Annotated in this window: 12 protein-coding genes; 7 read left to right on the top strand and 5 right to left on the bottom strand. The window is 47.1% G+C overall.

Annotated elements, in window-relative coordinates; translation table 11 throughout:
- Positions 1-862 precede the first annotated feature (862 nt).
- A complete protein-coding gene (locus tag AAFP11_RS05530) occupies positions 863-1,957 on the bottom strand; it encodes a RuBisCO accumulation factor 1 (RefSeq protein ID WP_341736111.1) in 1,095 nt (364 codons plus the stop codon).
- 157 nt (positions 1,958-2,114) lie between these two features.
- On the opposite strand from AAFP11_RS05530, the gene AAFP11_RS05525 reads away from it, so the two are divergent.
- Positions 2,115-3,059 carry a response regulator gene (locus AAFP11_RS05525; protein WP_341736110.1) on the top strand — a complete coding sequence of 315 codons (945 nt, stop codon included), beginning with the start codon at positions 2,115-2,117 and terminating at the stop codon, positions 3,057-3,059.
- 188 nt (positions 3,060-3,247) lie between these two features.
- Positions 3,248-3,949, top strand: a complete 702-nt coding sequence (gene ubiE, locus AAFP11_RS05520) for a bifunctional demethylmenaquinone methyltransferase/2-methoxy-6-polyprenyl-1,4-benzoquinol methylase UbiE (RefSeq protein WP_341736109.1) — start codon at positions 3,248-3,250, stop codon at positions 3,947-3,949.
- Here ubiE and AAFP11_RS05515 read toward each other — a convergent pair.
- Complete coding sequence (locus tag AAFP11_RS05515; protein ID WP_341736108.1) at positions 3,938-4,126, bottom strand: hypothetical protein; 189 nt, start codon at positions 4,124-4,126, stop codon at positions 3,938-3,940. The genes ubiE and AAFP11_RS05515 overlap by 12 nt on opposite strands.
- A gap of 41 nt (positions 4,127-4,167) precedes the next feature.
- Between AAFP11_RS05515 and AAFP11_RS05510 the strand changes: the two genes are divergently transcribed.
- From AAFP11_RS05510 to epsE, 5 genes are all read left to right on the top strand, one after another.
- Positions 4,168-5,400 carry a DUF445 family protein gene (locus tag AAFP11_RS05510; RefSeq protein WP_341736107.1) on the top strand — a complete coding sequence of 411 codons (1,233 nt, stop codon included), beginning with the start codon at positions 4,168-4,170 and terminating at the stop codon, positions 5,398-5,400.
- 60 nt (positions 5,401-5,460) lie between these two features.
- Complete coding sequence (locus tag AAFP11_RS05505) at positions 5,461-5,769, top strand: DUF3493 domain-containing protein (RefSeq protein WP_341736106.1); 309 nt, start codon at positions 5,461-5,463, stop codon at positions 5,767-5,769.
- Positions 5,770-6,279: 510 nt separating this feature from the next.
- Positions 6,280-6,855 carry an alpha/beta hydrolase gene (locus AAFP11_RS05500; RefSeq protein ID WP_341736105.1) on the top strand — a complete coding sequence of 192 codons (576 nt, stop codon included), beginning with the start codon at positions 6,280-6,282 and terminating at the stop codon, positions 6,853-6,855.
- A 267-nt stretch (positions 6,856-7,122) separates the two neighbouring features.
- Positions 7,123-8,340, top strand: coding sequence for a DegT/DnrJ/EryC1/StrS family aminotransferase (locus AAFP11_RS05495; protein WP_341736104.1), 1,218 nt, complete (start codon positions 7,123-7,125; stop codon positions 8,338-8,340).
- Between the two features lie 268 nt (positions 8,341-8,608).
- On the top strand, positions 8,609-9,832 hold the full coding sequence (gene epsE / locus AAFP11_RS05490; RefSeq protein ID WP_341736103.1) for an exopolysaccharide biosynthesis GT4 family glycosyltransferase EpsE: 1,224 nt from the start codon (positions 8,609-8,611) through the stop codon (positions 9,830-9,832).
- A 205-nt stretch (positions 9,833-10,037) separates the two neighbouring features.
- Here epsE and AAFP11_RS05485 read toward each other — a convergent pair whose 3' ends face one another.
- The 3 genes from AAFP11_RS05485 to infB form a co-directional block, all read right to left on the bottom strand.
- Complete coding sequence (locus AAFP11_RS05485) at positions 10,038-10,262, bottom strand: hypothetical protein (RefSeq protein ID WP_341736102.1); 225 nt, start codon at positions 10,260-10,262, stop codon at positions 10,038-10,040.
- Between the two features lie 279 nt (positions 10,263-10,541).
- Complete coding sequence (locus AAFP11_RS05480; RefSeq protein WP_341736101.1) at positions 10,542-11,174, bottom strand: low-complexity tail membrane protein; 633 nt, start codon at positions 11,172-11,174, stop codon at positions 10,542-10,544.
- 130 nt (positions 11,175-11,304) lie between these two features.
- Positions 11,305-14,466 carry a translation initiation factor IF-2 gene (gene infB, locus AAFP11_RS05475; protein WP_341736100.1) on the bottom strand — a complete coding sequence of 1,054 codons (3,162 nt, stop codon included), beginning with the start codon at positions 14,464-14,466 and terminating at the stop codon, positions 11,305-11,307.
- Between the last annotated feature and the right edge of the window lie 162 nt (positions 14,467-14,628).

Genomic DNA, 14,628 nt, shown 5'->3' with positions numbered 1-14,628 from the left:
TTTCGATCGGCAGCTTTTCGAGGCAGAGCCTCTGGATCTCGGTTCCCAGGCAGAGCCGGGGAACCAGTTAAATTTTAAGAACACGCATTTTTAACTAATCTACTCGTTACCAGGCTCTGCCTGGTAACGCAGATGCGGAGGCTCTGCCTCCAATTTCGATCGGCAGCTTTTCGAGGCAGAGCCTCTGGATCTCGGTTCCCAGGCAGAGCCGGGGAACCAGTTAAATTTTAAGAACACGCATTTTTAACTAATCTACTCGTTACCAGGCTCTGCCTGGTAACGCAGATGCGGAGGCTCTGCCTCCAATTTCGATCGGCAGCTTTTCGAGGCAGAGCCTCTGGATCTCGGTTCCCAGGCAGAGCCGGGGAACCAGTTAAATTTTAAGAACACGCATTTTTAACTAATCTACTCGTTACCAGGCTCTGCCTGGTAATGCAGATGCGGAGGCTCTGCCTCCAATTTCGATCGGCAGCTTTTCGAGGCAGAGCCTCTGGATCTCGGTTCCCAGGCAGAGCCGGGGAACCAGTTAAATTTTAAGAACACGCATTTTTAACTAATCTACTCGTTACCAGGCTCTGCCTGGTAATGCAGATGCGGAGGCTCTGCCTCCAATTTCGATCGGCAGCTTTTCGAGGCAGAGCCTCTGGATCTCGGTTCCCAGGCAGAGCCGGGGAACCAGTTAAATTTTAAGAACACGCATTTTTAACTAATCTACTCGTTACCAGGCTCTGCCTGGTAACGCAGATTCGGAGGCTCTGCCTCCAATTTCGATCGCAGCTTTTCGAGGCAGAGCCTCTGGATCTCGGTTCCCAGGCAGAGCCGGGGAACCAGTTATAACCAACAAATAACAACTAACTATTAACTAATCATCTATTTGCCATCCATCTTTGGTGTAATCTTCATCCAAAATCTTTTTCGGACGCATCACCAGCACAACTCGTCCTAAAATCTGAATATCCGGTGCTTCTTCAAACCAGTACAATTCCAAATTGCCACCGTTATCTGCCAGGAAATAACTATCAGCATCCCATTGTCTTTGAGAGCGATCGACAATAATTAAAATTTCTTCAATTTTGCCTTGCAGTGGCACCGGCAGTCGATCGCTCATTTCCAGAACCGCTACCGGATCTTCAGCATTCAAAATCACTTGCCAGCCCGGAATCGCCACCCAAGCTCCCGCTCCCGAAAATTTTACCATTCTCAATGGTCCGATTTCTTCTAGCAAAGGCACTGCCTGTAAATCTGTCACCGAAAGTGGCAATTTACCCACAACCGGGAGCATCCGGGGTAGTTGTTCCTCTGTGTCGAGCCTGTAAACGGGCAAACGGGGGGCAGAACGTCTCCGAACTACGGTGAAATCTACCAGCAACTGCTCGATTTGTTGTCGGGCGCTGTTGCTGCTAGCTAATTTTAAACCCCGCGCAATTAAGCGCGATCGCTCTTGCAAGTCACTGTTTTGTCTGGCTAATTGCCAGCACTGGTAAGCCATGGCATCGCCAGCAGTATCTGTGAAGCCTTGGGGCAGACTTCCAAAGCGTGAAAACTCCTTCATGGCTTTAGCGACATCACGGGCGTCGTCAACGTCCAAATTGTGGGCCAGTATCAACGCCGCCGCGGCCGCCCTTTCTGCTTGAGACAGAATCCGAAATTCATACAAAATATCGCTACCTTTGGCCAGAAAGTGCGATCGCACTTCTTCGGAAGCCCCAGCATTTATCATGCTAGTGTAGACTTGGGCTGCAACGCTGACCTGATTTTGCTGAATTGGCTCAAAACCAGTTTCTTCAAAAATTCTTTGAGAACTGTAGCCAGCTTTTTGCAGTGCTGTACAGGCTTGTCCCCAGTGTACCCAGCCACCTTCTTTGCGGCGGAGCGATCGGACTAAATTTTCGAGATCCACAGCATCAGCAGAGGGTTGAGATGCGGGCCCGGATGAATCTTGCGGTGTATCAGTCATAATTGGATCAAAAAGAAAGGCTCTCGTTAAGTGTGATTGAGTACCAGCAAGGATCGTATTGTGGCAAAGGTTAGACTTTATAGTAAGTGATATATGAGACTATTGTTACAGAATAGTTCCTCGCCTAAATTTACAGACGGGAGTTTATCGTATTGTTATGGATAGTGCCATTCCCGAGCTAGACCAAATTAAACGCCAGCTCATGACCTTAAACCGACCGAAAAAGCCGAAAATGTTGGTAGTAGACGACGAACCAGACAATCTGGATTTACTCTACCGCACTTTTCGACGCGATTTTAACGTACTCAAAGCAGAAAGCGGAATTCGTGCTTTAGAAGTATTGGAAAGCGAAGGCGAGGTTGCCGTCATCATTTCCGATCAGCGGATGCCAGAAATGAAGGGAACTGAGTTTCTCAGCAAAACCGTGTTTCAGTTTCCCAACACGGTCAGGATTATTTTGACTGGTTTTACGGATATTGAAGACTTGGTAGATGCGATTAACTCAGGACAGGTTTATAAGTATATCACTAAGCCTTGGGACCCGAACGAATTGAAAATGGTAGTCCAAAAGGCTGCCGAAACTTATGAAGTTCTCAAGCAGCGGACTGAGGAATTGCGTCGCGCCCAAAATCAAATACAACTGTTAGCCACTATCATGCAAACGGCTTTGGAGTATCCGAATTTGGTAGCAACTTTAGACCCCATCGCTACTGCTATCAGTGATAATTTTTTGGCCGACACTTGCATTTTGCAACTGGTGGAAGGCAATGTTTTAGTCCCTGTTCAAGGTGGTCATACCAGCGGTGGTGCTCTGGAAAATTGGCTAGCAGATGACCCTCTAGCTAGGGAGGCGATCGCTTCTCAAAATATTCAGGCTGCTGTGAATATTGCAACGGATGCAACCCTAGCTAGCCTGCCACACTATCAGCAATCTGCCATTAAATCCCATCTGAGCATCCCGGTGGTTCACGGAGGTCGATCGATCGCCCTGATTTCCCTCCAGTGGAAGCAGCCTTGTACCCTTCGCCCGGACGAACTAACAACTGTTCACCTCGCAGCTCAACAAGTTGCGTTGGTAATAACAAGTTTTCAGGGTCAGTAGTCAGTAGTCAGTAGTCAGTAGTCAGTAGTCAGTAGTCAGTAGTCATTGGTGATGAGTGATGAGTGATTAGTGATGAGTGATGAGTGATTAGTGATTGGTTATTGGTTATTAGTAACAATCAACAACTAACCAATAACAACTAACCCATAACAACTAACCCATAACAACTAACCTATAACAACTAATCAATGACCAATAATTCCGAAAAAATTAAAACCATATTTAATCGAATAGCACCAATTTACAATCAATTAAACGATTGGTTGAGCTTGGGGCAGCACCGAATTTGGAAACAAATGGCGGTGAAATGGAGTAATGCCCGCCCAGGCAATACTTGTTTAGACTTGTGTTGCGGTAGCGGGGATCTAGCTCTACTTTTATCCCAGCAAGCAGGCCCTAGCGGTTCTGTCTTTGGAGTGGATTTTTCACAAGAACAATTGGCTGTTGCAGCCCGTCGCGATCGACCTTTTCTCACTCCTTCTAGTCCCATTTCCTGGGTAGAAGCTGACGCCCTCGATTTGCCTTTTCCCGATGATTACTTCGACTGCGCCACCATGGGTTACGGCCTCCGCAATGTGACTGATATCCCCCGCAGTCTTCAGGAATTGCACCGCGTACTCAAACCCGGTGCAACAGCAGCGATTCTCGACCTCCACCGCCCCAAAAATTCCCTGATGCGGAGTTTTCAGCAGTTTTATCTCCAAAGTCTAGTAGTGCCAATGGCTCAGCAATTTGGCATGACTGAAGAATACGCCTATATCAATCCTAGTTTAGAAAAATTCCCGATGGGTTCGGAACAAGTGGCGATCGCCCACCAAGCCGGATTTACCAACGCCACACACTATCCTATTGCTGGAGCTATGATGGGAGTATTGGTATTAGTCAGTTGACAGTTGAAAGTTGACCGTTGACAGTTGAAAGTTGACCGTTGACCGTTGACCGTTGACAGTTGACCGTTGACCGTTGACAGTTGACAGTTGACCGTTGTGATTACTAATTCCCAATTCCCAATTCCCAATTCCCAATTCCCAATTCCCAATTCCCAATTCCCAATTCCCAATTCCCAATTCCTAATTCCCAATTCCCAATTCCCAATTCCCAATTATTGATGAACCCATCTGATATTTGGCTGTTTTTTGCCCCACCTGTAGTGGGAGGAATTATTGGCTATTTCACCAATGATATAGCTATCAAAATGTTATTTCGCCCCTATCGAGCTATTTATGTCAAAGGGCGGCAATTACCATTCACTCCCGGCTTGATCCCCCGCAACCAAGAGCGCTTAGCCAAGCGAATTTCGGACACAATTATGGGCTCGCTCCTGACACCAGAGGAGTTACAAAAATTAGCCCGTCGCCTTTTACAAACCGAGCGAATGCAGTCGGTAATTCTCTGGCTATTGCAGTTAGCCTTGGATCAAGTTAAAGCAGATGCAGAGCAAAAAACTGCTAAAATTCTCGCCAACATTCTGCGAGATTTGCTAGGGGAATCAGTACCACGTATTCTCAAAATTTTGGCGCGACGGGAAGATTTTTTAGAAGCTCAGTTAAATCAAATTTTTGACCAAGTTTTGCTGGAAATTCAGCTAACCGAAGCTCAGGCTGGTCAATTGGCTGATTGGCTGTTACAGGTAGTAATACCGCCGGAAGTGTTGCGGCAGACTTTGATTGACTTTTTGACCGATCGCAATATTTCGATCATCGATGAAGGGTTTCGAGAAAAAACCAGCGGTACTTATTGGGTAGTCGCCAATTTGTTTGGTTTACGGAACACTTTAACTCGACTGCGGACTTTTTGTCTCGATGACAAAGAAGCGACAAATCAGCGCTTAGCAGAATTAACTGTGGCTTTGGGAATTCGCGGGCGGATTCAGGAGTGGCTGCAAAACTTGTCTATGCAAAATCTACCAGTTTCGACAGTGCGACAGTTACGCAAAACTATGCGCGACAGCGTTCGCAGCTACGTTCAAGAACGGGGCACGGAGGTACTTCAGGGATTTAGCAAGTCTATGGACTGGGAAAATATTTCTAAGTTAATTCTGAGTAGATTGCAGACTTCAGCCGTGATGAATGCTTCCCTGGAAATGGTCAGCCAAGAACTAGCTTTGGTTTTAGAGCGGTATCTGGAGCGGGATTTAGAAAATATTGTAGCTCAGGCGATCCCTATTTTAAATATCGATCAGGTGATTATCGATCGAGTTAAAGGTACTTCTCCTGAAGACTTGGAATTAGCAATTCAGGGAATTGTCAAAAGCGAGTTGCAAGGAATAGTCAATTTAGGTGGAATTTTGGGTGTTTTGGTCGGCTGTTTGCAGACTGTTGTGCTGTTGGTACAGCGATGATTTTTTTTGATGATTGTTAGATATTTGTTGTAGCATAAAATACACATCTTATTTAAATCTATGCCAGCTCCCAATCCCGACGATCGCCCCTACCGCCCCAAAAACCCCCGCAACCTCAGTCCCGAACAATACAAACGTTTAACAGCAGAGATAGCCGCTCCCTATCGACCTCTGCGACAGTTGGTCTATATCGCTTGCGGCGCATCTGGCTTCATTGGTGGCTTAGTTTTCCTCGCTAAAATTGCCTCCGGCCAGCAAGTTAGCTCTACTTTGCCCAATTTTGCCCTCCAAGTGGGAGTGGTGGCTCTGATGGTGTTTCTGTTCCGCTGGGAGCAGCGCGCCCAGGGCCAACCCCCAAAACAGAAGTAATAAAATTTTACTAATCTACACAAAAGTACATTTAAGGTAAGGAAAAGTTAAAAACATAAAGAAATCATTACGAAACCCTGGTTTGCGATCGATCCCTGTCATTATTGAAGGATGGGTTCAATTGGGGTCAGCAAATTTAAAGACCCTAATCATAAACCACTTTTAAGCCGTTCAAATGGGGTCAGCTTTCATAAAGACCCTAAACATAAAAACTAACTTTAGACTCACTGCCAGCCTTCACTTATAGAAGACCTGGTGGTGAGTTTTTTGATGCTGATTCCGGTACCAACGGACAGAATACTATCGGGGTTATTCACCCCCTTTTTGATCTGAGTCGCTAATTTCTCCCCCTCTGTACCTGTAACCCTCTCTCCCCCCTCTCCCCCTTACAGCAATGAAGGATTTTTTTACGCGGATTTGATATCGTATCTCCAGAACAGATTTACCTGGGCGGTAAGTAAATAAATATCGCTATAGTCGAAGTGGACAACAATATCTGGGGACTTTAGTATGAGATGGTCATTTTTCAAACAGCGGTGGACTTTATGTTTAGCCACAGGGGCGGGAATGTTGTTTTACAGCGGTGCTGCGCTGGCCTCTGAAAAGGTAGTCCTCAAATACAGTGTGATTCGGATGACTATACCAGTCAGCGAATTAGAAAGTTTCGCGGAAACTGGGAAAATGTCTTCTGGCTTAGAGATGCTGTTGGGACAAGCTAAACAAGACCCGGAAGCTATTCGCCGCCATCTGACGAGACCGGTTAAAGTCAATCCCAGGTTTTTGGATCGGACCCTGAATAGTAAAGTTGGAGACATGATTCTGGATGAAGTCGGTCAGGTAATTCACACTCCTTCTGGGAATGCAAATAAAGAGGCTTTGCGCGCGGCTTTGGTGCTGTCTGCCAGCAGTGATCATGAAATTACGTTACTGGAAACCATCAAGAATTATCCGACGACCGAAGTTGACGTTGAGGGCGATCGTTTGGTGGAAGCTTATGGCAAACTGGTAGCCTTGTCAGAACAATTGGGTGGTGTTTCCGAACGGCTCCAAGACCTTTTGAATAAGATTCGTCTACCTAAACTTTAGGAGACGATCTCAAATCAGGCAAATTTCTGAGTTTGTAGACAGAATAGTTCTCAACGTTCCGTATTTTCACTTATAAACAAGTTTTTTACCCAAAAAAATAGCACAAGTCTTTCTGTAACTTCCATATAATGAAATGCGAAACTATGGACATTATGAAATATCTATCTTAAGATATAGAAAAGCATCTCAAATCCCAAGATAACCGTACCTATTAGGGCGGTTGACTGCCATTCCATAGACTTTATTTACTGGATAAAAACTAGCAAAATGAACAACAATCCTATTCGGTCTAAAGATCGCTTCCTCGTATTTGGCTCTCCTGCGATCGAAGATGCTGAAATTCAGGAAGTCGTATCGACTATGCAAACAGGCTGGTTGGGTACGGGGCCAAAGGTTATGCGCTTTGAAAATGACTTCAAAGCTTACAAGGGTTCCGAGTACGCAATTGCAGTCAATTCCTGTACGGCAGGGCTGCATTTAAGTATCCTCGCTGCTTCGTTAAAACCAGGGGATGAAGTCATTACTACTCCGATGACTTTTTGTGCGACAGTTAACGCGATTATTCACGCAGGGGCAACACCTGTACTGGCAGATATCGACCCGGTGACCATGAATATTGACCCGGCGAAAGTTGAAGCTAAAATAACTTCCAAAACTAAGGCGATTTTGCCAGTTCACTTTGCAGGTCGTCCTTGCGATATGGATGCCCTGTGCGAAATTGCTCAACGCCACAACTTAAAGTTAATCGAAGACTGTGCTCACGCCATCGAAACAGAATATAAAGGACGGAAAGCAGGGACTTTTGGCGACTTTGGATGCTTCAGTTTTTATGTCACCAAAAACATCACTACGGGTGAAGGTGGCATGATTCTAAGTCGGAAACAAGAAGACGCTGACCGGCTCAAAATTTTGGCGCTGCACGGTATGAGCAAAGATGCTTGGAAGCGCTTCGGCGATTCAGGATACAAGCACTACCAAGTGGTGGAAGTCGGTTTTAAATACAATATGATGGATCTGCAAGCTGCGATCGGCATTCATCAAATGGAACGAGTTGCTCCTTATTGGAAGCGGCGCGAAGAGATTTGGCAGCGCTACAATGAAGCATTTGCCGATTTACCAATTACTCTGCCGTCAGACCCAGAACCAGACACAATTCATGCCTACCACCTATACACGATTTTGGTAGATGAAGCCACCGCAGGCATCAGCCGCGACGAGTTTCTTAACGCTATTAATGCTGAGAATATCGGTGTTGGCGTACATTACATGAGTATGGCAGAACATCCTGTCTATCAGGAAATGTTTGGATGGCAGCCGGAAGATTATCCGAATGCAAGTTACGTCGGACTCCGCACCATAAGTTTGCCAATTTCAGCCAAATTAACAGATGCAGATGTTGAAGATGTGATTGCTGCTGTTAAAAAATGTTTGGCCAAGGGTAAGGTTCTACCTCAATTAGAGGTGACAGCAGGCAAAGCTGCCTAGACTATTAGCCCCAAAAACATCTAATACCAAATCCGGGTTTTTCACCCCCTTTATTACTGTATGGGCGAGAGGGAGAAATTAGCGACCCACAGCCGAAATGGGGTGAAAAACCCGGATTTAGTCGGATATCTCTATTCCTCATGCTCGACTAATTGAAATGTTGAAGTACAAAGCTGAATTGATGGGAATAAAGGTAATAGAACAAGAAGAATCCTAAGATAGTTTAACACATTTCAATTTGTCCAGTTGCTAAGGAAAAAAATCAATAATGAATAAACAAATTGGCTACTTTATCCCTGAATTTCCAGGGCAAACTCATACTTGGATTTGGCGTGAATATCAAGCAATGCTGGATATTGGTATGAAACCTCACATCATCTCCACCCGCCGTCCGCCCACTAAGGTTGTACATACTTGGGCTCAGAAAGCCCAAAGTATCACCGATTATTTAGTCCCCTTTGAACTCAAAGATTTTGTAAATGTTCCCATCCAACTCATCAAAGCTGGTCCGATTGCTTGGTGGCGCTGTCTGAGTGTAATTGCCAATGCCAAGGATGTCTCTTTAGCTCAAAAGCTTTACTACTTGGTATTGGTCGTTATGGGTGCAAAGCTAGCTTGGTTGGCCAAAACCCAGGGCTGGTCTCACGTCCACGTTCATTCCTGTGGCAATGCTGCTAATATAGCCCTATTTGCCTCGATACTTTCCGATATTACTTATAGTGTCGCCCTTCTCGGTCAGTTAGAAGATTTTGGGGGCAATCAAGAGCAAAAATGGCAACATTCTGCTTTTGCTTCTGTGATGTCTGAACAACTTCTCTACTCTATCAAAGATGAGCTAGAAGGTTTCTTGCCCAAGGATGTGAGAGTTTCACCAGTGGGTGTTAATCTCGATGAAATTAAGCGTGAAACTCCCTACACTCCTTGGCAGGAAGGGACTCAATGCCGAATTTATACTTGTGGCCGTCTCAATATAGCTAAAGGACACAAGTACCTGATTGAGTCAATTAAGTTGCTTCGAGAACGAGGGTTTGACGTCCGTTTACAGATTGCTGGGGAGGATGGAAATGCTGGTAATGGCTACCGGAAAGAATTGGAAAAATTCATTGCGGATGAATCAATGTCTGATTATGTTCAACTGCTGGGTTCTGTCTCCGAAGAACGAAATCGGCAAGGTTATAAAGAGGCTGATATTTTTGCTTTACCCAGCCTAAAAGAGGGAATTTCTGTAGCGGTTATGGAAGCAATGGCTATGGAAACTCCCGTAGTAGTTACCCATGTGGGTGGGATGGCGGAACTGATAGATAGCGGCGTTGACGGTATGCTGGTCCCGGCGGAAAATCCCGAAAAAATGGCAGATGCGATCGCAAAATTGTTACAGGACAAAGAGTTAACTTTGAGTCTGACTCAAAAATCACGACAGAAGATTGCTGATAAATTCCACCATCGGCGCAGCGCTCAGATTTTACTTGAATCCTTGGAGCATCTCAACTAAATTTTGGCAAAATTCAATTCGGTGATTTTTTGAGTAGGGCCCGATAACGTCCTAGCTCCTGAATATAAGGAGCTAGGATATTTATATTAATTTTGAAATGCCCTTGCTGCTGAAAAATCGTGAAATTAACGCCTTGTTTCAAGTTGGTTTTAAACCAGGGGCGATGGGAAGCTACTATGAGTTACAACATTTCGCTTCGCAGCACTCAGTAAGCCAAAGTTGCTAAAGTTTCTCGCAAATAGGAGCGAACTTGCTGGTCGATGCTGACAGTTGCCTGCTGATTCTCAAAATTTCGCTCTAGCTGCCAGCGTTGAAATCCAGAACTTGCGCCGATCGCTTTTTTGAGACTGCCCCAGATTTGAGAATCTTCGTACAGCTCGATCGGCTCTGCTGCTTGAGGTTCTTGTGCGATCGTTTGTGCATTCGCCATATTTTTATACCTCTGTTTTAATCCCCTGTGAGGATTTAAAGCTTACCTTGACAATTTCCATTATATATTCTCCTCTGCCAATAGCAAATGAAAAATCAAAATAACCTCAAATTAAAAATTAGATATTGAATGTTAATAATCTCAATAACTTTCAATTAATAACTATTGATTTATTATCACACTATTTTTAAATCAGCAGTATCTTAAAATACAATTGAATCCGGGGCTGGTTATTTTTTTAATCCTAAATCCCCAATCCCAAATGTCGCATGGCCACGCTCAAATCCCATCTCCCTCTTCTGGTGTCCCCCGATCTCCAGCCTCGGCAAAAGTGGGTAAAATGCGATCGACCTGCCAGCCTGCGATCGTGAAATCGAGCCCAACTTTATCCAAAACATGAGGCTGTCTCGCTGCCAATTCTGATTCCGGTGTCAGCAATACAGCCAGGACACTAGCAGGCACCTGCAAGAACAAATTGCTAGCTAGAAAAGCCCCAGCAGCCAACAGCAATCCAGCCAATCGCCATTGAGGAGGAAAAGGAGCGACGGAAGCTGCCAGGGGAGAAAATCGATATAGTTGCCATAAAATTACTGCCAGCAAAATAGCTAAAAACAGAGCTAATCCTTGATTTAAGCGAGATTTAAACCCAGCCAGAATCCGCTGCTGTGCATTTGTGAGATTCTGGGGTTTCACCGCCACCACTAAAATACTAAAAATGTAAAAAGGACGGAACCACTGCATCCAGAGCACAGGCCCAATACCTGCGGCCCCGACTAAAAATACTTCCAGCCACACTGGCAGCAGCGGAGAACCCACCGCTAGTCCCAGCCAACAAAGTCCAAGGAAAATTGGCAATGCAGCCAGCCCAGCCAGGTGAATCCACAAAAAAGGTTCAGACCAAAAAGAACGCATAAGTAGAAGGAAGAAGGAAGAAGGAAGAAGGAAGAAGGAAGAAGGAAGAAGGAAGAAGGAAGAATGCTTAAAACTCAAGGCTGGTAATTAACCAGCCTTGAGTCCCCGATCCACAATTGAGAATCCAAAATTATGCTGAGAGCGTGCGACGTTTAGTCACCATTCGGTAGGCTTCTATCATGTCGCCTTGGGCCCAGTCGGTAAACCCATTCAAGGAAATGCCACATTCAAAGCCAGTATTGACTTCCTTAGCATCTTCCTTCATCCGTTTCAGGGAGTCGAGGACACCTTCATAGACGACATTGTTGCCACGGCGCACCCGCACCTTGCAATTGCGAATGACCTTGCCAGAAAGTACCATACATCCAGCCACAGCTCCACGACCGATCGCGAACACAGCGCGCACTTCGACTTGACCCAGAGGTTCTTCCACCAGTTCGGGTTCCAGCAAGCCTTCCATCGCCCCTTGAATGTCATCCAACAGGTTGTAGATGATGCTGTATTCCCGCACGTCTACCCCTGCTTGGTCGGCTGCTTGGCGAGCGCCGGTGGCGAGGGTAGTATTGAACCCGATTATCACGGCACTACTAGCCGCGGCGAGGTCAACGTCGGTTTCTGTGACTTCCCCAGGAGCAGATAGGAGTAATCGGAGTTGAACTTCTTTTTGAGGAAGTTGGGTCAGAGCGCCGACAATGGCTTCTAGGGAGCCTTGGACATCTGCCTTCAAGATCAAGTTTAGTTCCTTGAGAACGCCTTCCTTAGCTTGTTGAGAGAAGCCACTGAGGCTGATTCTGCCACCTTGCAACAGACGGGAATCTCGTTGGGATGTAGCTCTGCCGCTGGCGATCGCCGCTGCTTCTTTTTCGTTGGCGAAGACATCGAATTCGTCTCCAGCACGAGGCACTTCTCGCAGCCCCAGCACTTCCACCGCAAAAGATGGACTTGCTTGTTCGACGCGAGCGCCCCGATCGTCGATCATAGCCCGCACCTTACCCAAGGCCGAGCCTGCGACCACAATATCGCCTACCCGCAGAGTACCGTTTTGGACTAGCAGAGTTGCCACCGGACCCCTTGCCTTGTCGAGGTGAGCTTCAATCACCGTACCCTTAGCCGAGCGATTCGGGTTGGCGTTGAGGTCTTCCATTTCCGCGACTGTCAAGATCATTTCCAACAGCGTATCGAGGTTTTCGCCTCGGATCGCGCTGACAGGAACCATCGTGATATCGCCGCCCCAGTCATCTGCAACCAAGCCGTACTCTGTCAGCTCTTGCTTCACCCGTTCCGGCTGAGCGCCCTCCTTGTCAATTTTATTGATCGCCACCACAATTGGCACTTTAGCCGCTTTCGCGTGACTGATCGCTTCAATTGTTTGGGGTCGCACGCCATCATCCGCCGCCACCACCAAGATGGCAACGTCTGTGACACGAGTTCCGCGAGCACGCATTGCTGTAAAGGCTTCGTGACCAGGAGTATCCAAAAATACCACCTGCTGGCTCTTGCCTTCGTGTTCCACATCTACGTGGTAAGCACCAATGTGCTGGGTAATACCGCCAGCTTCTCCCTGAGCCACCTTAGTTTTGCGGATCGAGTCGAGCAAGGTAGTTTTACCATGATCCACGTGACCCATAATCGTGACTACTGGCGGACGGCGTTGGAGGTATTCCAAATCTGTTGCGTCCAGCATATCGATTACTTTGATAGCTGGGGCTACTTTTTCAGGGGTTTCTACCTCTATGCCCATTTCTTCAGCTACCATTCTCACCGCTGCAATATCCAGGGTTTCGGTAATGTTGACCGCAATACCTTTAGAGAACAGCCGCTTGATAATTTCGGTTTCGGGAACAGCCAGAGTAGCTGCGAGTTCCTGAACCGTCATCGGCCTGCTGAGTTCCAGTGTTTCTGGACGTTCTACTTTTGTTTCGGCTGCTTTGCCACGATTATTACCCCGTCCACCACTGGAACCAGAGGAGCTCTTATCGTGAGAAGGGCCTGGTCTCTTGTTTTTGCCACTGCTTCCGGGTGCACCCGGAGTTGGTGTTGATTTGAGTGCTGCTGGTGACTTCGCCTTAGCAGGGCGGGCTAGCGACAGGCTGACCATTACTGGTGCTGGCATATCCAAGCCGTTTTCTAAGTCATCGTCATCCTCATCGATGGGTTTTAAGCGAGAACGTTTGACCTTACCAGCTTTGGCTGCTTTGCTAGCTGCATCTGGGTTTTCGTCATCATCTTCTTCCCAAATGACCTGTGTCTTTTTGGCTGGCTTTGGCAGCGTCGGCTTAGGAAGGAGAAGAGTATCCAGCAACAACGACGTATCGTCTCCGTCATCGTCTCCGTCTTCTCCGGTGGCTGAGATGTCACCGCCCCGGCTGCGCAGCCCGGCGGCTGAAGTTGCGGGGGCAAGGCTCCGGCGCGGGCCGCCTGGGCTTGGTCGCTCTGCCAGTTGAGTTTTGACGCTTCCTGGTCCATCTAGGCGTGGTCTTTGGGCGCGAGATTCGGTACCACCGGCTGCTGGTCTGGTGGGTCGAGTCGGTTTAGCAGGTGCTTCCCGACTTTCTGCCTGTTCTGATTGTTCTTGCTCAGTTTTGGCAACTTTGATGATCGGCCTATTTCCCTGAGTCAGTTGGGTGCGATTAGCAGACTCTCCGGCGGGTCTGACTGGTGGCGATGTCAGCTTTGCCGACGGCCCCGGAGGGGTGCTGGCAACGCGCTGAATTCGTTCGGGGGCTTTTTCCAAGGACGGTTGGGCTGCTATCGCTGCCGGAGCCTCGGTGTTGGTTTCTGGGTCGATATCACCTACAGTTTGAGACACTGTTGCTGACGAAGGCGCTGCTGATGGAGCATTCGGCTTCGACAGTACGGGTCGATTGATATTTGGCTTAGCCGGAGGTTGGAGCTGTTGAGCCGCTGGAGATTTGGGAGGAGTGGCGACGGTTGCCTGTGTTTTTTTTCTCTCCTCGTTCCCCGGCTGCTGGGAGTTTGCACCAGCCTGGGGTCGTACTTTTGGACTGCGTATTTCTAAAATTTGCTGCTTTTTTTGTTGATCGTTAGGATGAGGGCCAGATTCTCTAGATGGCGCTGCTGCTCTTTCGGGGGGAGCTGGCTTGCCGGGGGAAGAGTGGCTGGCTACGTATTTTTCCGCCGTTTTGCGAATGCGTTCTGCTTCTGATTCTGTGATTGTGCTGCTGTGGCTCTTGACTGAAATATTGAGCCGCTCGCACACTGCCAAGATGTCTTTATTATCCAAATTTAGTTCCCGTGATAACTCGTAAATTCTTACTTTGCCGTTGTTCATCCACTCTGCCCTCTGTTATGCCAACCAGTTTTTACATTTTGATTTTTTGTTCTAATGACGACATCATTCGCTGTGATTGATTTCAGTGTCAGGAATCGGGGTTTTGGTACTCTCTCAGCAGTTCCATCTATAAAAATGCAACCTAGCTGAAGTCTGCGATCG

It is taken from the genome of Microcoleus sp. CAWBG640, from assembly GCF_020883015.1.
Lineage (GTDB): Bacteria > Cyanobacteriota > Cyanobacteriia > Cyanobacteriales > Microcoleaceae > Microcoleus > Microcoleus anatoxicus.
The sequence above is the reverse complement of the archived record's forward strand: the minus strand, read 5'-3'. Positions and strand labels throughout refer to the sequence as shown.